The organism is Spiroplasma floricola 23-6 (assembly GCF_002813555.1).
Lineage (GTDB): Bacteria > Bacillota_I > Bacilli_A > Mycoplasmatales > Mycoplasmataceae > Spiroplasma_A > Spiroplasma_A floricola.
In genome coordinates this window covers 213,794-235,555 of the sequence record NZ_CP025057.1, presented here as the reverse complement: position 1 = coordinate 235,555, position 21,762 = coordinate 213,794, and the positions used below count along the sequence as shown (strand labels likewise).

Sequence of the window (21,762 nt, the reverse complement as noted above, 5' to 3'; positions counted from 1 at the left end):
TTTATTTCCCTTCTATAACTAAGTTATTTAATGTTTTATTAATTTTTGTTAAAAAATTAACTTTTATATCTTTAAAAAAATTATTACTAAATCCCTTATTTTGTTTAGAATTAGCTTCTCTAAGAACTCATTCTTTTTTTATTTTTTCAATATAAACAGCTCCTATTAAATTAAAATTTTTATCTAATATAGAAAAAAATAGATTTTTTTTATATTCTGAAAAATTATTAGTGTAGTTAGTTTTTAAACAATTTTTAAGCTCTAATGAAACTAATTCAAATTTAGAGTATGTTGTTATTAATTCAAAATTAAATAAGTTGGTACTAATTTTTAATTCGGTTAAATTAATTTTCTCTAAATTAAGATTATTTAAATGTAATAGAAGATCAGATATTTTAACATTTTTATTTTTACAAAAATTACATTCAATAAAATTATGTGTTTTTAAATTTTTTATTTTTTTTAATTTAGATATTAAATTAAATAAATCATAAGAAGTATTTAATTTATCTTTTAATCATCTAAAAATAAATTTATAAAATAAAATTTTATATTCTTTACTTAAATTAATTAAATATTTTAAAAATCATAATGCTATTTTTTGATTTTCTTTATTTATCTGATTTTTAAATAAAAACTTATTGTTTAAAAAATTTATATTTAAATTTTTTAAACAATTAATTTCTTTATTAATTTTATTAATATCTCCTGAATAAGAAATAAATATAATAAGAGTTAAATATAATTTATAACTAAATAAATTATTATTAATATAGTATTTATTTGTTAGTTGATCAAGTTTTTTTAATTCAGCTCTTGTTAGTTTTTTATAAAAATTTTTACCCAAAAATATTAGTTGTCATAATTTATTCAAACCAAAGTTATTTATAATATTAATATCTCAGGCATTTAAAATAACCGATATTTTAAAATATTTAAGTAAATAAAATAAGTTTCTATAATTTTCAAAATTAATTTCAAAATCTTTTTTAGTTTTAATAATTTTTTTATATAAATAAAAATTTAACATTTCTGTATTAATTATTTCATTTTTGTTTATTTTATATTCAATTAACTTTAAAAAAGAATTTCTAACATTTTCTAAAAATTCTAAATAATTTTTATTTATTTCTTTATTAAATAAAAATATATTTTTATTTAATTCAAAAATATTATTTGTTAATAGTTCAAAAAAATAAATTAAATTATGTTTTTTAATATAATTATCTTTATTAATAAATCATTTTTTTTGATTATAATCAAAACTAAGCGTTTTAGTAAAATTATATTTATAAAATACTAAATTTAATTTATTAATAATAAAATTATTGTAATAATTGCAAAATCAAAAATATTCAATAAAATTATTTCTATAAACTTTAATTTCAATTTCAAATTCATTATAAAAAATTCTTAAAAATTTATTATCTTCTAATAAATTAAAAACGGAATTTGATTTAAAGTATAAAAAGGAATATTCTTTTGTAGCAGAACCATTAATATATGATTTTAAATTTAATAAAGTATTTGTATCCTCAAATAAAATATTTGTATCGTCATTATAATTATTTACATTATTAAAAAATAAAATATTATTTGAATTAAAACTTTTAAAAGATTTACTACATTTTGAACAAAATTCATTAATATCCATAATTTTTTTATTGCAAAAAACATGTATTCATTTTTGAAACTCAAACAAATAAGCTACTTCAAAACTTATTATATTAAATTTTGGTAATGTCTTCATTTTCATTTATATTTTTAACCTCATAATTTGTTATAAATAGTTCTTTTCCTAATTTAACTTTATGATATTTAGTATTAGTTGAAGTATACTTTCATTCAGCTTCATAAATGTAATAATCTTTAAATAATTCTCTAACTTCAAAACAATCATCTAAACTAATTAAAATCTTTACTCCCATTTTAGAATGCTTATCAACTACATCTTTAAATAAATTAAATTGTTCAACTGTAAATTTATATCTATAAGGTTTTCCCTTATTTAAATAATATGGAGGATCAAGATACATAAATGTATTACTATCAAATTTTCACTCATAATCTAAAATATCTAAAAAGTTATCACATTTTCAATTTATTTTATTTCTGTTATAAGCTAATAAATTTGAACAATTTATTATTCTATCAAATTTATTTAAATTTCAATTTTGTTCTAATCTTTTTTGAGTTCAAGTACCCCATTGTTGCCCATTAAATGTTAAATTATTTTTCATTAAATAATAAACTGTTTTGTCTTGAACCTTTTGATCTTTTAAAATATTTATATCTTTAACATTAGGGTAAAATAAATGTTTTCATTGTAGTCAATTAGTTTCAGATATTCCGACTCAAAACATTATTAATTTAAAATCTATGTCATTAAAATAATATTCCTTAAATAATTTTTCTTTTAAAGCATTTAAACCAACACTTCCACCACCAAAAAATGCTTCAAAATATGTCATATCTTTTGTATCTTTAGGAAAATAAGATTTAATTAAATTTCATTTTTTTGCTTTTCCACCAGGTCAAGTTAATGGCGATATAAATTTATTAGACATAATTTCTCCTCCTTTTATTTTTAATTTATATTTCAATTTCTTTTTTCTTTAATTATTTTTACTTTTATAACAATCAATAATTGTAAAAATATTTAAAAATATAAAACTTAAATTTCAAAAAATTAAAAATAAATAGTATACAAATAAATCAACTTTACCTTCTAAAAAATAAATTGAAAAATTTATAATAAAAAATATAGTCAAACTAATTTGAAATGATATTAATGTAGATAAAATATATTTCATAATTCACATCTTAATTCTCACCTTTTTTTCTAATCATTTTATCGTTCTAAATAAGAATTCTCTTTTCTTTTATCTTTTCCTATAAATTTAATATTTAAGTTAATAACTCCTTCAATTCTTGAAAACAATCTTTCAAGTGCAACTTGATCACTTAGATTTTTTGAGTATTTTTCTTTTAACTGCTCAACAGAATAATTAGAAGTTATTATTGTAATTACTTCTTTTTGATTCTTTTTAATGAATTCATATCTAGATTCAAATAAATCTAAAATATAAGGCATAGTTGAATTGTGAAAAAACTCACTTCCTAAGTCATCAATAAGTAGTACATTAGCTGAAGTATTTATTTTTATTGGATCATCATATTCTGATTTTCAACTTTTCTGAATATCTTTTATTCAATTATTAACATTTAAATACATGACTTTATACTTATCAATTAGAAAATTATCAATACTTATTTTTTGATTTTTTATATTCTTGGCAAATTTAAGTAAGAAAGTAGATTTTCCAACTCCTGGTTTACCATAGATATATAAACCCTTTTCTTTTGATTCAAAGTTCAATAGTTTTGCAAAAGATTTGTATTCTAAATCTTGATCAACATTAAATTCTTTCATAATGTCACCTTCTTAATCATCTTTAAATTGCTTTTTTTTATTAGAAAAGCTATTTTTATATCTTAAAGAAATTATTAAAATTTCCTTTTTTATTTCACTAAAACTATTATCTTTACAGATAAAAGTTAAAACAGCAAATTGATTTCTTTCAAGTTTTTCAATAATTTGATAATCTCTATAGAGGTCTCAAACTTCTTTATTTTGCTTGTATAAGAAACAAATTTTTGTAACTATATCCAATAAACCTTGGATATCTTTTTTAAATCAAAAATCCTTAATAATAAGGCAAAACATTTTGTAGTTATTTCTTGTAATATTTGATTTATTCATTTTTTTCTTCCTTTTACTTTTTAAGCATTAATACGTTGAAATTTATAAAGTTTTAGTCATTTGAGATATGTAAATATTAAATTAATTTAAACCAACAATAATTATTAACGCAAAAAAAGTGCTTGGGAAAGCACTTTTCTATTTAAAATTCAACTTTTATCCCCCCACATTTTTTATTCAACCTAAGATGTGATTGAATAAAAAATAAAAAAGTTAAAAGAAAGTAAACTAAATTTCAACTTTTTTATTTAAATTATAAAAATAACTTAAAATAACAACTAAAAGTAATTTTTATAATCTATAAAGAAACTTTAAGTTATTTTGGTATTCTGATTTAATTTTATATTGAAAAATTACTTAATCGAGTTTAATTACACTCTACTCAATGAATAAAAATTCTCCACCAAAACTTTTTCTAATTCTTCAATATTTATAGTTAAATCATTAGAAATAACAGTAATATTTCTATTAGATCTAATAATTCTATCTATAAAAGTACTATAATTTCTGATATATCTCAAAAAAATTATGTAGTTCTTATAATTGTCTTTTTTATTATTAATATCTTTATTTAATTTTTTCTTAAGTCTATTTTGATGAAACTTAAATACATTATTATATGGAGATTTATTATTGCCCTCAAGTAATAATATTGTTTTATACTGTTCATTACTTTTTGGAATTGAATAATTTAGTTCTACTTCGGTTCTACTATAAAACTTAAATTTATTTATTTTTTTAAAAGTTAAATATATGTAGAGGCAAAATAATAGAATACCTAACAAAAAAATTAAAGAGACTAATGATATATATAAAACAAAATTTGTTGATGGTAAAGCAATTAACATAACATATATAATATATGCAGTAATTAATAATAAAAAGTTTATAAAGTATGAAATAAAAAACATTAATTTCTCGCCTTTAAATAGAAGCATTTTTTCCTTATTAAATAGAAGAAAATTTCCAAAAAATATATCTGCTTTTTTAACTTTAAAATCAAAAAACTCTGAAAAAACTCAATAACTTCCAATAGGTAAAATAACATTAATTAATAAATAACAAAATATAATTAATATATCGTAAATCATTATTATTCTCTCCTATTTATATGTATATTTAATTCATGCTGCTAATGCTCCAGAAGCTACTAAAATTGCAATTGCAGCTGGAAAACATCATGTTGTAGTGCTAACTACTGCAGTCATTTTTACTAGAATAACATAACTAGTTATTGCTAAACTTAATCCTAATTTTAATGTAGCTTGCAAAATTGTACCAAATTTTATTCATTTGTTCATACTTTGATCATATTTAACAAGTGCAATTTCTACTCCAGCACTTGCAACACCTAATGCTGTACTAGCCACTGTACAACCAATTGCTCAAGGAGTAGAAATTCCAAATCACCATGCTGCTGCTCAAAAACCTGCTGCGGCAATTGCTGCTGCTGCACATCCTGTTGTTAAAGCTGCTTTAGCTACTCTTAAATCGGAAACTAGTTTTTTATTATTTTGCTGCGCTGATGAAAGAGAATACTCTTGTGAACTAAAATTATTAATTTGATAATTATTGAATTGATGAACAGTTTGATTTTCTAATTTAATATCACTTATAATGTTATTTAAATTTCTGTCATACTCCTGCTTAAAATCAGGATAATTATTTTTTATTATATCTATAATTGTATCCAACTGATAATTACTTTCTTGAAATGATGCTAAAATCTTATTTGCTTCTTTTTGAGCATAGTTAATCATTTCATTTTTCAAGTTCTCATCAATTTGCTGATTTTTACTTGTCTTTAAATTAATAAAATTATTAATCTCAAAGTTCTTTTTAAAAGAATCTTTAGTTTCTTTAAAAACTGATTCAGTTTCTTTTCTTACATTATTTCAATTTACACTGTTCTTTTCTGAATTAATAACTTTTTCTGTTTTTATTTTTTGATTAGTAGCATTTGCAAATGCACTTGATCCTGATGAAACAATAGTAATAGAGCTAAGTAAACTTAACATTTTTTTCATATTTTTTCCTTCTTTCTTGTATTTAAATTTATCTTTTTAAAATTTGTGTACACATTTATATAACACTTTAATCTTATGCTCTTAATATAAATTAAAAATAGCTTTATAGTAAAAATAAAATTATTTATAAAATAAAAATTCCTTTATACTTTAAGTTATTATTTTATAAAATTCTAAAAGATTTATATACAGATTCTAAAATTACTTAGTAATTATTTAAAATTTTTTATTTGAGTTTAATACTCTATTTTTTAATAATTTTCAAATACTAGAAAATTTTAGAGTCTCAGTTGTTACAACAAAAATATATTAGTTTTCTTTTTCTATTTTTTCTCATATTACCAGCTTATTTTTGCAATACTACTAACTGAATCTATTCAAATTTTAAGATTGTTATTCTTTTTAAATAAGATTTTTTATTTTCTAAACTATCAACTTTAATATTTTCTCTTAATTTTTCAATTGGTGAAACACTAACTTTTAAGCACTAAATTTCTTTATTAAAATCAATCAAATATAACAGCATAAAATTTTTTATTGTGAAATTGACTTTTAGTATTTAATAAGAAGTCTGAAATCAAATATAAACTAGCAAATAATATATCTATAAGTTTTCAAACTCCTTCTAGTTTTCACAAAAAGAAACCTAATATTGCTCCTAAACCTATAAAGATTATTCATATTGAAAGATTAATATTAGTTAAATTTAATTGTTGTCATATTATAAATTTCCTTTTATTTGTATTTTCTGGAATCATTGGATTTCTAGTCATTTTTTTGATACTCCTAACATATTTTTATTTGTTCATAATATGTCAGAAAAATAAAAAGAGATTTGTCATTTCTGACATATCTCTTATGAACTGTTTTATTATATATTAAAAAATATTAGTATATTTAATAATAGTGAATTTTATATTTTATTGTATTATTTATCTCTTAAACCATATCAAAATCCCATACTAAAATAAGATCAAATTTCTGATTTTTTAATTATTTGTCTACCATATTGACTACCTGGTCAACCATAATTAACAGCATATTCATTTGTAGACTCATTATATCCATATATAACTACAGAATGTGCATCACCTTTAACAAAAAATGACAATAAGACTGGTCTGTTATATTTTTTGATTCAATTCTCAGGATTTGAAGTATGTGATCAACTAACTGAATAATCATCAATTAAGTTTTTTGAGTAATCCCCTAATCATGTTTTCATGATTTTTCTAATACTTTTTCCTGTTCTAATATCGTACCATCTTCCCCCGTATTTATCTGATACCTTTTTATACATTAAATAAGGAACTGCATCTTTATTACCACTACCACTTGCATAATGATATATACCTCTAGAATCTAATTGATAGAAATATTTTTTTATATCAGAATTAGAATATAAATTATATTTTCCAAAAACTTGTGAATAATTTATTAGCATATTAAGTGCAATATATTCACATAATCCTGTTCCTCCTGTTGAGCCATAATTGGAAAGATCTGTATATGCCAAACTTGGTCTTGAATTTATTTTTTCTATTCACTCTCAATTGGTTACTAAATTTGAAAACTTGCTAATTTCTTCCATTGTTCCAGTTCTTCTTATAATACCTTTATTTTGACCACTTGAATAAAAGTCAATTTCATTATTTTCTATTTTCTTATAATTATATGTAAATTGTACTTCTCCTGTAAGAGTTGGTTGATCATGACCTTCAACAACTCTGATAGTACATGACTCAGTTGTTGGTTCATTAACAAACAAAATATCTTCTATTGGTACTGCTCATCTTCAATCTACAACATTTTCATGTGCTTTTGCAATTCCATTATATATAGTTTCTACACTCGGAGTATCTTCAACTCCTGAGATTGCTCCTAAATCAAATATTTCAAATTCATCTTTAAAAGTATGATCATTAGTTGGTCTAGTATTAAAACATGAAACAACAGTCGATGATGAAGAAATTACTAAAGACATTCCTCCTAATAAACTTAATATTTTTTTCAATTCCTTTTCCTCCATTTTGTAGATTATCTACTAAAAATATTTTAGCATTTTAAAAATATTTTAGAGAAAAATATCTTAATAGTTTTATTCTTAAAGATAAGTTTAAAATTATTTATTTATATAAATAGAGTCTCTAATTTAAATAATTGACATAATAGAGTTAATTGACATAATTGAATAAAAAATAAGTTTTAACTCGAATTAGAAAATAATCTTTGAAAAGTAAAAATTTTTTAGTCATAATTAACTAAATAATTTTTTTAAACTCATTAACTCTTTAAAAATTTTAATCTTAAAATATGTTCTGAATTATTAAATTTGAAGAAGCATTAATATCAGATCCAATATCTTTTTCTATGTTTAAATATTCTTTTTTTAATTGAGTTTTGTTTTTGATTATTTTCATAAGAATATTCATTTTCATATCATATTTTCATTCTTTCATATTCTTCTTTAATTTTTCTTAACTCTTCTGGAGTTTTATTTCTATCTTTTTGTTTACTAGCTATTACTAAATTGTATTTATTATTTAATTCTAAGATATTTACAATTTCATAATAATAACAGTATTTTTTATTTAATAACTCCCCAGAATTTAAATCATATTCACGTACTCAAAAAACTGATGAATAGGAACTCCTAAATTATAAATATTCTTTTTGCTGGAATTCTTTTTATAACCTTGCATTATTTTAAAAAAATTACACTAATATTTAAAATAATATTAATAATTAAATTCCTATAAAATTTTTATATTCTATTTTTTTATTTTAATTTAACTAATAAATTTTTCTAATTTACAAAGCTAATTTCTAAATTACCACCATTAGATATTCATTCTATTGGAACTGTCAAATATATAACTTCTGGATTATCTAAACTATTTGTTTTTAAAATTGAATAGTCAGTTGAGTTGAATAAAAGTTTTTTAGAATATTTAGTAGTTTTAATTTCCTTAATAATTTCTTCAGCAGTAACATATGAATAACCTCATATGCCATCTGTTCAGACTATACTTCCTGGCAATTTCAATATAATAATTTGTATTTTTCTTCAAAAAATCTAATAGATCCTTTTTAAATTCACTAAAAGAATACTCACCTGGACTAAATACTCTATCATAATAAATTAATATCCAATTTTTCACTTTTTAAAGTTGAATTAATTTTACATTTAACATTGCTTCTGAAAGTCACATCAGTAAAAACAACAATATCTATATCACTATCACGCCCTAAACTTGTATGATTTTTATGTGATCCTTGAAGATATATATCCACTTCTTTTTTTTCTCAAATTTTAAATTTTTGCAATGCCTCTCTTATTTTATTAAATTCCTTAGTAATATAATCATATAAATTTGGAGAAGACATTAATTTTTCCAATTCTGTACTTGTCATTTTTTTACCTCTCTTACTTTTTTTTTTTTTTTATATATAAAAAAAAAAAAAAAACTCAAAACATAAAACTATTTTTTATTTCATATTTTTGAGTTTTTAAATAAATTACTTATTAAGAATAATTAATTTTAAATTTGTCTTTTAAAATTTTTTATTTTTAAGAAGTTTTTGCTTTAAATTTAATTTCTGATAAGCAAAGATCTCCTGCAGTTCAGTGTTTACTTGCACCAACACCATAAGCTGCAATCTGATATGTACTTGATATTTTAATTTTGTTTTGTAACATTTCTAAGTTAATTCAAACTTTGTAATAATTTCCTCATTCATATCCACTATCTGATGTTTTAAATATAATTCGTTGTCATGGTTCAAAATCATTTTTATTTGAAAAATTATAGTTTTTTACAATTGTAAAGCCATTTTTACCATAATCATATTCACTTCAAGCAAAATTTTTACCTTTTTTAAAGAAGTAATTTCCCTTTAAAGTTACATCTATTGATTCATAATTTTCTTTAAGTAAATTGATTCCTCCAAAACTTGATAAGTCAATTTCTTGTTGCACTTCACGAGTTTCCATGCTTGCTTTTCCTGTTCCCCATGATTTATCAACATTTAGGGTATCTGCTCAAATATTCGGATTATAAACAACATCATAAACTGTTTGATTACATAATTCAACATTTATAAATAATGTATTTAAAAAATCAGGATTATAGTTTACAGCTGTTATTTTAAGACTATATTTAACGCTTTTATATTTCTCTGGTACTATAAATTGTATTCCACTTATATCTCAAAACTGGGGTTGATAAATTGCTCCCATAATTACATCATTAATAGTTTTATTTTTGTCATTTTGTTGAACAATCTCAAGTAATACTGATTTTTTTATTACATCTTCAGTTAGTCCCTTTAAAGGTCCTACATCCATTTTAAGATCCTTTGTTGTTATAGTATTTAAATCAATCTTAGAACGTGTTTCTAAGTTTGAAAAATCATAATTAGTATCTAATTGTTTATTTTTAATATTCTCTGAATTATAAATTAAACTAACTGGTGTTGTAGATATTCCTAAAATACCAAAAAAAATTGTTAATCTTTTCATAAATTATCTCCTTTTAAAATTTTTAATTATTGCAACACTCAAAAGTATACAAATAAAAATTATTTTTCTTAAAGAAGTTGATATTATCCTTTATTTCACCCTACTTAAGTTTATACCTTTTTAAGTGTTATATTTATTATAAAGTAATTTTTTTAAAATGTGTTTACAAATAAAAATTATTCAAAATTATTAAGTACTTAATAATTTAAAAAATGTAAGTCTTTGTATATTTATTTTAAAATTTATGTTTTAAATAAAATAAATAAAAATATTATACTATCTTTTACTTTTAGTAATAGGAAGGATAAAAAAACTAAAAAATTAATATAATAGTTGTTATTTATTCTATAATACCAAATATTGCTAATAGACTAACTATAAGAAGAACTATTATAATAAAAGATACATAATAAATAAAGTTCTATTTTTTAAATCTCTTTAATTTTTAAATTTCCAGCTTTTTTTGAAACTAGAGTGTTCCTATATTCTAATTCTACTTTTATCTAAAAAAATTATTTAAAATAGGCAAATAAAAACTAGCAGCATCTTTTTTCTAAAAGATTAGTTTATACAAAAAATAGAGCCCTAATGATATTGGAACTCTATTTAACTTATTTAAAATATAGCATGAATTATTTAAGTAATATGATTTTAGAACCTTTTAAAAAATTAGTATAAATCTTCAAAATTTTTAATTTCCTTATTCTCAGTAAATTTTTTATAAATAGGTAAAATATTCTCTTTTTTGGAATCAAACTGTGAATCATATTTTTTTATACCTTTTTCAATTATTACTAATTTATTTATAAAACCTTCTAATTCATCTATTATATGACTTGTTATTAATATTCCTACTTTATTATTTTTTGCAAGTGATTTCAATATTTTATGAAAATCAGTTCTTGATTTAACATCCAAATTTGCTGTTGGTTCATCTAAAAAAATAAATTTTGGTCTAGATATTAGAGTTATTGCTAATAGTGCTTTTTTTTGCATACCAGCAGAAAGAGAATTGAACTTTTTTGTTTTATAGTCTAATAAATTAAATTTTTCAAGTAAAATATCTAATCTTTGTTCAACTTCTTTCTTTTCAATACCACAAAGAATTCCATCATATATTGCAAAATTTAGTATAGTTATATCTTTGGGATAAACACTTTGATCAGGAAAAAAACTTATACTTGTAAGATTTTTTAATAGAGACTCACCATTTAAAAGAATTTCTCCTTCATCCTTTTTATATTCTCCAAATAAACTTTTTAGCATTGTAGATTTTCCACTTCCATTATCACCAACAAGTCCTATTATTTCTCCCTCTTTCAATTCTAAAGAGAAATTAAAAATACCCTTTTCATTATCAAATTTTTTACTCATGCTTTTTATTTCTAACATTATTCTTCACCAGCCTTAGTATAGATCTTTTTATTAAAACCATAATATGAAATTAATACACAAGAAATTCCAAATAGTAAAAAAATTGAATAGTTTAAATATATATTAAATGGTCTTTTTGTTTTAACTATTTTATTTTCTTCATCCAATGCAAATATTCTATAATTTCCAAGTGGCAGCAATGAAGTAGATAAAATTTGTGAATCTGTTAAAAAATCATTTTTACCTGAGAAAAATATCATTTCATATATTCACATAAAAGGATTATATTTATAATTATCGTAATTATCTTGTCCTTCTTTTGGATAATCCTTATTATTTGGAGCTCCTAGTGATTCAAATAATATTTTTGCATATAAATCTGAACCAAATGAATAATTTAAATAATTATTATCCATTCAATAATCTATATCAGAAAAGAAATCATAAACTTCAGAACCTTTTTCATCATTAGGATATATTTCTGTATTTCCAAATGTTGTTGTATAACTAAAAAAGATTTTTTCTATGTACTTATTTACTATCATAACTTCATTAAAATCAGTTTGATTTAAGTTAAACTGTTTAACTTTATCTTGTTCAATAAAAACATTTCATTTTTCTTGAGAGAAATTTTTTAAAACTTGATTTAATTGTTCATCTCCATAAAAATTACTTTTACTAATTTTATTATAAAAAGAGTTTTTAAAATTCTTTTTATGACTCTCAGAATTTTTTATAGAGAAGAAAGATAAATACTGAAATATTAATGAATTTTCCATTACATTTTTAACTTCATTAATATTTCTTATTTCAGCATTTACATATCTAGATAAAGGGTTTTTTTCATTCATAAAAATATAATACATATTAAGAAAAATCCACCCTTTTTAAAACTAATATCTTTAAGATAACTAATAGATTTATAATCTAATAACATAATTTTATTATAGATATATTTCTCTGTATTTAAAAAATCATTTTCAAGTTTTCTCATAAAACCATTTTCTGTATCAAGTTTTTAATTTCTTTCAACAATAAGAAAATTAAGATTATCTATTGCATAAGCATAATCTCCAGGACTTATTGCAAAACCAATTGGTCCCAATATTATAGAGAAGCACATTATCATTGTTAAACATCAATTAATTGATATAGTTTTTTTATTTGATTTTGAAAAAACACATATTAAAAGTGCTAAACCAGATATAAATAAATCAAAAGCAAACAAACTTAAAAGTCCTATTGATAAATTTTTTATAATAAAATTCTCTAAAGCCATTTTAAAGCATAATACTGTAAATAAAAATAAAATATAAACTATTAAAATATAAGATCAAGATATTAATTTTAAAGATCCAAATTTATAAAGAAAAATATTTTTTGATTTTATTCCCCTTCTAATTTCTAAACCTTGAATTCCTGTTTTTTCATCTTTTATTACAATATTAACTACTCCATTTATATTTACAAATGCTAATCAAATTAAAGATAATATTACATTTATTATTATTACAATTTGACTAGAAGTTAGTTCAATTTTTATAACTGTAAAAAATATTATATTTAAAGAAAATATTAAAAAAAAGTTATAAAAGTAAATAAAATAAAATTTTTATTAAATATTGTTCTTTTTAAAGTAAAACTAAAAAGTTGTAAATTTTTCATTTTAATATTAAATCCCCTTTTTTTTATTATATACTAATATAGTAGGAAAGAGAGAAAAAAATGATTACTAAATTATTATCAGCGATGTTTTTAACTAATTCAACTTCAAATGTTATAGTTGAAAGTTCAAATATAAATTTATTTTCAAATAAAGCAATAAAAGATTTGGAATATATAATTCCAAGAGGAACAGATATTGGAAATTTTGAAGATTTCACAAAAGATATGCTAATTCAAAATTTAGAGAAAAGTTATGGAATAAATACAAATGAAATTGAAATTACAGATATTGGTTATGGAATGGCAAAAATTAAAGCAATACAAGGATCATATATATACAGGTACAACATCAGTTACATATAAAACAAAATTAAGATCTATAGTAAATGAACAAGGCAATGAAACAAAAAATATTTATGTTCATGCATATAATTCTACACAAAATGACGAAGATACAATTTTATTAACTTATAAACCATCATTAGGTAAACAAAAATTCACTGAATATTTTAAAAACATAAATTTTGAATGATATTCAAAAACTTGAAATAACGGAAGAAAAAGAAAAGGTGGCGATATTTGATATAATGAAATGAACAAGAACGGTTCTAAGAACTCTGTTTCATATACAAACAGAACAATATCTTTATCTGGAAATCAAGGAAAGACAGAACTTTATAATAGAATATATTCAGGTACTAATTATATGAAAGTTTATGGGTATTTTGAATATGCGTGAATTGAAAATGAGATACTTGAAATGAAATTTAAAGTAACAGCAGAATCATATGCTTCATGAATAAATGCATATTGAGCTGATGCAAAAAATCAACTTTTCTTTAAAAATTTATCAATAACTGTGTAATAAAAAAACAACTTCTAAGGTAAAAAATAAATTTTTAGACTTTATAAGCAATTATCAACATTCGCATAAGCGAATGTTTTTAATTTAACTTTTTTTATATTATTTTATTATTATATCCTTTGATATGATTATGAATCTCTTCAAAAATTTATTTTTGAGGTATTCAAAAGTTTTAATTATTCTCCTTTTAAGCAATAAAAAAATATTCTATTTTCTATTGTCTAAAGAATCTTCCAGCTATAGTCATTTAAATTTATTTATAAACTCATTATTTTCTTCTAAAGAATAAATATGAATCCTTAAAAAAGTCCTTAGCCTCATCAGAAATTACATGACTAAAGAGTAAAAATAAATCTTCTCAGATTTTAATTTAAAAAAAAGAGACTAGTAATACTAGAACTCTATTTACATTATTTGAAGTATATCATGGATTTTTTAAGTAATATAATTCTAGAACCTCTTATAAATTAGTATAAGTCTTCAAAATTTTTAATTTCCTTAATCTCAGTATACTTTTTATAAATAGGTAAAATATTTTCATTTTTGGAATCACACTGTAAATCATATTTTTTTATACCTTTTTCAATTATTACTAATTTATTTATAAAGACTTTTAATTTATCTATTATATAGCTTGCTATTAATATTCCTACTTTATTATTTTTTGCAAGTAATTTCAATATTTAATGAAAATAACTCTTTAATTTAACATCTATATTTGTTGTTACATTATTAAATTTTTTAGTTTTATGACTAATTCTTACTAAAATATATATAATTTTCAAGAAAATTTACTAGAATATCTAAATCATCTCATTTTTTTCTCTTTGTTGATTTAAAACCTGAACCTACTTTTTTTGTAATGTTTTCATACTATTATTTATTATTTTATTTTTTTACTAGATAAATTAATAAAATTTCTATAAGTTAGATTCTAATCATTAATGTTTAAATAGTATTTATATGCTTATTTATTTGCTCATTTTTTTTAATTTCAATTACTTTAATTGTTTGACTAATAATTATCTGTTTGGATATAAAAAAAATCTACTCTTCATTATTTTTTTGAAGATATAGAATTTATTTTTCACTTTTTAGGAAAACTATTTTTTAAAATATTAAATATCTTTTATATTATTAATATATAAATTTTTTAAAAAATAACTAATTCATTTCAATGCTCTAGACTACTATCAAAATTTATTTTAATTTTTAAAATTCCAAATAAATTAAATACCATATAATTGAAATTTTTAAAAGTTTTATAAGGATAAATTGTTTCAATATTTCAATTAGCAGATACTCAAAAATAGTCATCTATTGTTTTGGAACCTATCATAACTCTTTCATTTTTTAAGTTCTTATCATAATTTTCAACTCAAAAATATATATCTTTTTCCTTTAATGCCTTATTAGATATTTTTAATTTATCTAATAACATTTTTTTTGAGAAATTATAATTATCGTTAAAATTTTTTAGTAAATTATTAATCTCCGAGTTTTTAAGCTCTACTTTGTTTTTATTTAGCAATTCTCATATCTTATTTTTTTCAAAACTCATATTAAAATAATATTTTTTATCTGATCTAAATGTGGGATTATAAATAGTTTTATAAATATTGAATAAATTTGTAAAAAAATCAACAAGACTTTCATAATTTGAATCAACCATTCCATTTAGAGAATAAGAAATAGCTAGTTTAAAATCAGGTAATTCGTGCAAATAAGAAGACTTACCATTTGAGATTTTAATAACTGGTCCTATAAAATCAACAAATCCCATTGCTATTGCCAATTTATAATTATTACTTTCTTGATATTTGAATATTTCATTTTTATTTAAAAACTTTGTTAGAAAACTATCTTGAATAATTTTATAGTTATTTCTAATTTTATTTCATTTATAAGGAGAGAATTGATTTTCATATAAAAATTGAGTTAATTCTTCTTTATCAGATAAAAGTAATTTACTAATTTTTTGGTAATCTTTTGCCATGGACATATCAAAACTAACTATATCGTCATCAGATTTATAAAGATTATTTATAATTAAGTAATCTTTATTTTGCTCTGCAAAATCTTCAGTTTTATAAACACTGCTTTTTTCATAACTTATTTTTAATGAACCAAATTTTTTTTCTAAATAGTTCTCTTTCATTATTTTTAGTAAAGCATTATGAAATTGATTATTTTCATTATAGTATTTTTTTAATTGAGTGTTTGAACTTAAATACGCAGCTGAATCTCCACTATTTCCTTTAATCTTATTTCATTGCAAATTCACAAACTCTTCAGTTTCTTTTGAAATAAATACATCTTTTGCAATATTTTTATACATTTCCTCTCCAACTTTTTTAAAAGTTTCACTATCTGTTGAAGTGTATTTTAATGTTGAATATTGTGCAAATTTCTCAATACTATTAAGTCCTTTATATTTTGTTACAACCTTATAATCAATTACTATATTTCCAATATACAATCCAGTATTAATTTCTCCTGAATTAATTAAAAAATTATTATTGTCAAAAAGCAAATTTATACTATCAAAAACTGAGTCGACTTCATCAAGAATAATTTTATATTTATTTACCTTTTTAAGAGTGTTCAACTTTTCTTCTAATAGTTTAGTTTTAAACAACTTTTGAACATCATTTGTTAATTGAATTTTATTTTCAGCTGTTAGTTTATTTTTATTTTCTGGTTTTGAAAATTTCTGAATATTAACTTTATTTATAAATTCATTACTTTCTTCTGAAGCTGTCACACCAATTAAATTCCCAACAATTTCTTTTTCATAATGCTCTGTTCAAATTTTTGTGACATCTTGTTCAAAGTCTTGAACTATTTTAGTAATATCTTTTTTAGGTTGATCTATTTTTGGATTAGGTTTTTCCTTTGTATCACAAGCAATTACACTAACAGTTGATGATGATACAAATCCAAATGTTGTCAATACACTTAATATTTTTTTCATTTTATTATCCTTTCTTAAGACAAGTAAATGAAAAAAGCAAATATATATCCTTTTTTACTATTAAATTAAAATTATCACTTTTTTTTTTTTTTTTTTAAAAAAAAAAAAAAAAGATATAGATAAGTTGAATAAGTTTTAATTTATCAATTTTAAACTAATTTAAAAAAAGTAATCTTTAAGATTTCTGTAAAATTTTTAAAAGCATTTGAATGCATCAAAATCTACATATTGAAAAGAGAAAAATATAAACTTTATTAAATTAAGAAATTATAAAATGTAATTAGAGAACTATATGAATTAATAAATCTCAAAAAATAAGTAACTACGAATTTTAAAGACTAAATAAAAATTTCTTTTATAGAATAGCAACTATATAAAAAAATAGACATAAATATGTCTACATGTTTTATTATCTTAAAGTATTTTATTTTTTAAGTGAATTTGTAAAAAATATAAATGACAATATAGATAAAGAGAAAATATAAAATAAAGAGGATAGAATAGGAATTAATAAATTATAGAAATATACAGTTGATTCAATCTTTGTAATAAATTTATAAATTAATATTTGATCTAAAAAACCTCCACTATAAGTTAAATAAAATATTCAATTCAAGTACTTTTGTGGAGAGAGAAAAGATATAACTCCAGAGAAAGGACTTTGATATAAAGAAGATTCTAGGAAAAAATCTGAGAAAATGAAAGTTAATACAATTATAATAAAAACACTTGAGTTAATTAAATAAACATTTTTTATGTTACCTGCAATTAAAAATGATATTGAGAAATACAATAAAATCATTAAGAACATAGCTAGTATAAAAATAAAAGCTCCACCTATATCATTAAAATCAAAAAGTATCTTTTTATAATTTCCAATACTTAATGTTAAATCAAATATTAAAAGAAATAAATTAGTTATGAAATAACTTATAAAACTGTACAAAGTAAAAACGAAAAAGAAATTTATAAAGAAACACATTTTAGTAATACCAAAGTTACTAATTTGTCTTAAAAATATTGTTTCTCTCCATGTAATAAGAAAGTGACAAGCAAAGAATGACATTAAAATTAATGGTAACAAAGAAAAAGCAATTAATTTTTCTTTATTTTCTATTAATATTAGATTTTTTAAAAAAATAAAATATAAACTTGTACAAACAATTACTGGAATAAAAATAACAAAAATATAAGTTCATGCAGAAATTAATGTACTTCTAAATATATATGAAAATGTCTTTTTAAATTTCATTAGTTATATCCTTTATAAATTTATAAAAAATTTATAATTCTCACTTTCTATATTTGTTTTACTTTTTGGTCTAATACACAATAAAATTTTATCTTCCTGTGCTTTTAAATCTTTTAAGAAATAGTTTGTTGATGTTGTTTCACCTACTCGATATCACTTATTATCAAAAAAAGTTAAAATTTCAAAGTAATCAAAATTTTTATCTTTAAAATATTCTCATGATAAGCGTAAATTATATGTTTCTAAATTCTTTCTTTTAATTGCATACTCTACTTCAAGATTTATATTTTGATTTTCTGTTTTTAAATTTTTATAAAAACTGCTTTGATTAATTATTTGAACTTCTCCCACATTTAATTTAAATTCTTTCTTTTTAGGTTTAAAAGTTAATCCTATTCCTGCTATTGTTTCAGAAGTACTTAAATTCAAATTATTTAAATCACTTTCAATTTTAGTTCAATCACTATTTAATTTTTTATAATTTTTATTTTCTACTTCTTTTTTTCTTGTAGAATTAGTTTCTTTATTGACTATTGTTAAATTTAATTTCATATTTTCAAGACTATCTGAATCAGTTTTATAAACTAATTCTATTTTTTTGTCTTTATTTGAGAAATCAGTTCCTAATATATCTCAGTTATAAGTTTTGTTTGTATCTCATTCATTAACAGGAAGTATTTTTCCTTTTTCATCAAATCCACTTCCAATAGCTATTGAGTTTCCTTTATTATATACTTCATCATAATCAAAACCACCATAAAATTGATCAATAGGTAAAGCTCGATTTGAATTTTCTTTGTCATAAATTCTTCATCTATAAGTTGGTAGAACATCTGCAAGTCTCCTATTAGTTCAAGGATAATCTTCTATTGTATATTCATCTGTTTTAAATTTAATTCCATTACCAGTTGAAAAATTTGTTTTAAAATCACTTTTTAATAAATTTTGATCAGTTATTACAGTTTGTTCAGGAATTAAATCTGCTATTCCATAGCTATTTGTATTTGTCTTAGAATTATTGCTTTTATAATCATAAACTGTATCAAAAATACTATTTGGCACATCTCTTTGCAAACTACCTTTATTTTCAAGTTTAACTCGCGGATCTGCAATAAAAGCATTTCTATTAAATTCACTTGATTTTAATTTTTGACTTAATTCATTTTTTGATAAACCCTTATTTGTACTAGAAACAAACAAGTTTGTTCCACTAAATTGAATATCATTAAATAAATTCCCAACTTGATTTGCAAATAAGTAATTTCTAATTTCATCATTTGAATTATTTTTAACATAATTGTAAGCTTCATTGGCAAATATTCCAGAACCATTATCCAAATATGAAGAAAATCCTGCATAAACACTGGGATCATATTCTTGTTTAGCACGATCATATTTATATGCCAATTCTTTAAAATCAAAACTACCATATAAGAAATTATTAAATCCTTGGTCAACCATAGTGAAAATATCATTTTGTTGATATTCTTTATGCTCTTCTCTAAAATATTTTGAACTTTCTGGCAATTCACCAAAATTTACTTGCATTTTTATTGTTTTTTTATTATCTCCAGTTAGATAATTAGCATCTGCCATTTTAACCATTTCTTTATCTGAATAAACTCCATTATTTTCTGCTAAAGTAGCATCATTTCTATAATAATATAATTCTAAATTTTTGATTTTTTCATCTTTAGAAGTGGCTGTCTTTTGTTGAAATTGTCTTATTATTTCAAACATTTCATTATAATCAAGAATTGTTCCATTTGGAAGTTGACCATTAGCTTCATTGTTAATAAATCATCCATCAAAACCTAAACTTTTTGCAATATTTATTAGTACATCAACAATTTTGTAATTTCCTTTATTATCTTTTAAAATAAAGCTTCTAATCATTTCTCTTGTTAGACCGTGATAGCCATCTAAAAAAATATTTCCATAAACTGGTGTACCATTTTTATGAGCAAAATCAACAACATCAGCTGGAGGAGGAACTATTGGTCCTTCAAATCATGACCCTGATCAGTTTATAAATTCATTGATATATTGTCAATTTGTTGTAGAGTTTTCAAATGGATTTTTAGTACCAACTATTGTATTATCAAAAGTTCTGTGTTTTCTTGAAGAGAAGCCTAATGGATTATACTTTAAACGCTCATCTTGATTAGCTGAAATTCTATTTGGTACTACAACTCTTTGTTTTAATTCTTCATTTGAAGTATTAAATTTTGCATCATTATCTGTATTGGGATTTCAATCTAAAATACCATTTAATCTACGATATGATTGAGCTTTTGATTCAACACCAAAATCAGATGCAAAATTTCCATTTGGCATAAACCCTTTATTTAATGGAACTCCTGTTACTGCTTGTTTTTTAATATTTTGATTTCATTGAAAACCTGTATTAAATTCATCATAATTTAAAAAAGAGTTTAGATTTTTAGGCTCTACATTTTCAATATTACTGTTTGTTAAATTTACATTTACTGGATTTGAATAATTATCATAAATTATTCCATCTCCAAGCTCTGGATCATTTCAATTAAAATTTGGTAAATTTGACAAAAAATAATTAGTTCCTCTACTTCCAATAGAACACGAAATAAGTGATGTTGTTGGAGAAATTAAAAGTGGAATTGATAAAAAAAGAGATAATAATTTTTTCATTTTTATTTTTTAACTCCTATTCTAAAATAATATTTATAAAAATAAAAGGCTGAAACTACAAATACAATTTCAAAAGGTATTGTTATATATATTCCTTTAAATGAAATTCAATCCCCTTCTTTATAATCTGGCAATATTTGAGTAATTCCATACTTATCAACAAATTGATATGATGAAAAGAGTAAGTTTGTTCAATTAAAATATTTAAATGGATTAATATAGCCTAAAGATTCATAAACTACATTACCACTCAAACTATGTGGAGGTATGATTAAACCTGATGTAGTTATCATAAAAATAAATAATGACAGAATAATTAAAATATTAATTACAGTTTTTGAAGTCATTGAAGTTAGTGCAAAAAATAAGCATGATATAAAAATTGTTTCAAAAATTAGGTTTAAAATAACAAATAATCAAATAATTGCTTCTATATTTCCAAGCAAAACATAATTATATTGAAAAACATGAGAGATAGTTAGTATTCAATTTAAAAATAAGTTTATTATAAAAGAACTAGTTGCTAATATTAAAGAAATTAAAATTAAAGAAATCAATAAATTTATTTTCGTAATTAATCCAAAATTTATTTTTATAAGATAATTTCGCTTTTTTCATTCAATTAAATTTAAAGAAACATATAAAGGTGC

Annotated in this window: 21 protein-coding genes; 2 read left to right on the top strand and 19 right to left on the bottom strand. The window is 20.9% G+C overall.

Annotated features, from left to right (window positions below; genetic code table 4):
• Position 1: 1 nt before the first annotated feature.
• From SFLOR_RS01095 to SFLOR_RS01025, 15 genes are all read right to left on the bottom strand, one after another.
• Positions 2-1,756, bottom strand: coding sequence for a ligand-binding sensor domain-containing protein (locus SFLOR_RS01095; RefSeq protein ID WP_100916254.1), 1,755 nt, complete (start codon positions 1,754-1,756; stop codon positions 2-4).
• The gene (locus tag SFLOR_RS01090; RefSeq protein ID WP_100916253.1) at positions 1,728-2,567 is read right to left on the bottom strand and encodes a DNA adenine methylase; all 840 of its coding nucleotides are present in this window, start codon (positions 2,565-2,567) and stop codon (positions 1,728-1,730) included. The genes SFLOR_RS01095 and SFLOR_RS01090 overlap by 29 nt, the downstream gene beginning before the upstream one ends.
• A 284-nt stretch (positions 2,568-2,851) precedes the next feature.
• Positions 2,852-3,433 carry an nSTAND3 domain-containing NTPase gene (locus SFLOR_RS01080; protein ID WP_100916251.1) on the bottom strand — a complete coding sequence of 194 codons (582 nt, stop codon included), beginning with the start codon at positions 3,431-3,433 and terminating at the stop codon, positions 2,852-2,854.
• A gap of 12 nt (positions 3,434-3,445) precedes the next feature.
• Complete coding sequence (locus tag SFLOR_RS01075) at positions 3,446-3,763, bottom strand: hypothetical protein (RefSeq protein ID WP_100916250.1); 318 nt, start codon at positions 3,761-3,763, stop codon at positions 3,446-3,448.
• 371 nt (positions 3,764-4,134) lie between these two features.
• The gene (locus SFLOR_RS01070; protein WP_100916249.1) at positions 4,135-4,854 is read right to left on the bottom strand and encodes a hypothetical protein; all 720 of its coding nucleotides are present in this window, start codon (positions 4,852-4,854) and stop codon (positions 4,135-4,137) included.
• 12 nt (positions 4,855-4,866) lie between these two features.
• A complete protein-coding gene (locus SFLOR_RS01065; RefSeq protein ID WP_100916248.1) occupies positions 4,867-5,790 on the bottom strand; it encodes a hypothetical protein in 924 nt (307 codons plus the stop codon).
• 500 nt (positions 5,791-6,290) lie between these two features.
• The gene (locus SFLOR_RS01060; protein ID WP_100916247.1) at positions 6,291-6,563 is read right to left on the bottom strand and encodes a hypothetical protein; all 273 of its coding nucleotides are present in this window, start codon (positions 6,561-6,563) and stop codon (positions 6,291-6,293) included.
• 155 nt (positions 6,564-6,718) lie between these two features.
• Positions 6,719-7,804, bottom strand: a complete 1,086-nt coding sequence (locus tag SFLOR_RS01055; protein ID WP_100916246.1) for a putative cysteine peptidase — start codon at positions 7,802-7,804, stop codon at positions 6,719-6,721.
• A 292-nt stretch (positions 7,805-8,096) separates the two neighbouring features.
• Positions 8,097-8,249, bottom strand: a complete 153-nt coding sequence (locus SFLOR_RS05835) for a hypothetical protein (RefSeq protein ID WP_157806913.1) — start codon at positions 8,247-8,249, stop codon at positions 8,097-8,099.
• Positions 8,250-8,596: 347 nt separating this feature from the next.
• Entirely contained in the window at positions 8,597-8,836 is a 240-nt protein-coding gene (locus SFLOR_RS01050) for a hypothetical protein (RefSeq protein ID WP_100916245.1), read from the bottom strand.
• Between the two features lie 83 nt (positions 8,837-8,919).
• Positions 8,920-9,204: a nucleotidyltransferase domain-containing protein gene (locus SFLOR_RS01045; protein WP_100916244.1), complete on the bottom strand. Its 285-nt coding sequence runs from the start codon at positions 9,202-9,204 to the stop codon at positions 8,920-8,922.
• 157 nt (positions 9,205-9,361) lie between these two features.
• Positions 9,362-10,312 (bottom strand): hypothetical protein, encoded by a 951-nt coding sequence (locus SFLOR_RS01040; protein ID WP_100916243.1) that lies wholly within the window; start codon positions 10,310-10,312, stop codon positions 9,362-9,364.
• Between the two features lie 669 nt (positions 10,313-10,981).
• Positions 10,982-11,704: an ABC transporter ATP-binding protein gene (locus tag SFLOR_RS01035; protein ID WP_100916242.1), complete on the bottom strand. Its 723-nt coding sequence runs from the start codon at positions 11,702-11,704 to the stop codon at positions 10,982-10,984.
• Positions 11,704-12,552 carry a hypothetical protein gene (locus SFLOR_RS01030; RefSeq protein ID WP_100916241.1) on the bottom strand — a complete coding sequence of 283 codons (849 nt, stop codon included), beginning with the start codon at positions 12,550-12,552 and terminating at the stop codon, positions 11,704-11,706. The genes SFLOR_RS01035 and SFLOR_RS01030 overlap by 1 nt, the downstream gene beginning before the upstream one ends.
• Before the next feature lie 152 nt (positions 12,553-12,704).
• A complete protein-coding gene (locus tag SFLOR_RS01025) occupies positions 12,705-12,965 on the bottom strand; it encodes a hypothetical protein (RefSeq protein ID WP_100916240.1) in 261 nt (86 codons plus the stop codon).
• A 446-nt stretch (positions 12,966-13,411) separates the two neighbouring features.
• Between SFLOR_RS01025 and SFLOR_RS01020 the strand changes: the two genes are divergently transcribed.
• Positions 13,412-13,714, top strand: coding sequence for a hypothetical protein (locus SFLOR_RS01020; protein ID WP_100916239.1), 303 nt, complete (start codon positions 13,412-13,414; stop codon positions 13,712-13,714).
• Positions 13,647-14,216 (top strand): hypothetical protein, encoded by a 570-nt coding sequence (locus tag SFLOR_RS01015; protein WP_100916238.1) that lies wholly within the window; start codon positions 13,647-13,649, stop codon positions 14,214-14,216. The genes SFLOR_RS01020 and SFLOR_RS01015 overlap by 68 nt, the downstream gene beginning before the upstream one ends.
• 1,153 nt (positions 14,217-15,369) lie before the next feature.
• Here the strand turns inward: SFLOR_RS01015 and SFLOR_RS01005 are convergent.
• From SFLOR_RS01005 to SFLOR_RS00990, 4 genes are all read right to left on the bottom strand, one after another.
• On the bottom strand, positions 15,370-17,190 hold the full coding sequence (locus SFLOR_RS01005) for a lipoprotein (protein ID WP_100916236.1): 1,821 nt from the start codon (positions 17,188-17,190) through the stop codon (positions 15,370-15,372).
• Between the two features lie 424 nt (positions 17,191-17,614).
• Positions 17,615-18,442 carry a hypothetical protein gene (locus tag SFLOR_RS01000; protein WP_100916235.1) on the bottom strand — a complete coding sequence of 276 codons (828 nt, stop codon included), beginning with the start codon at positions 18,440-18,442 and terminating at the stop codon, positions 17,615-17,617.
• Positions 18,443-18,454: 12 nt separating this feature from the next.
• A complete protein-coding gene (locus SFLOR_RS00995; protein WP_100916234.1) occupies positions 18,455-21,112 on the bottom strand; it encodes an endo-beta-N-acetylglucosaminidase in 2,658 nt (885 codons plus the stop codon).
• Between the two features lie 2 nt (positions 21,113-21,114).
• Complete coding sequence (locus SFLOR_RS00990) at positions 21,115-21,669, bottom strand: hypothetical protein (protein WP_157806912.1); 555 nt, start codon at positions 21,667-21,669, stop codon at positions 21,115-21,117.
• Between the last annotated feature and the right edge of the window lie 93 nt (positions 21,670-21,762).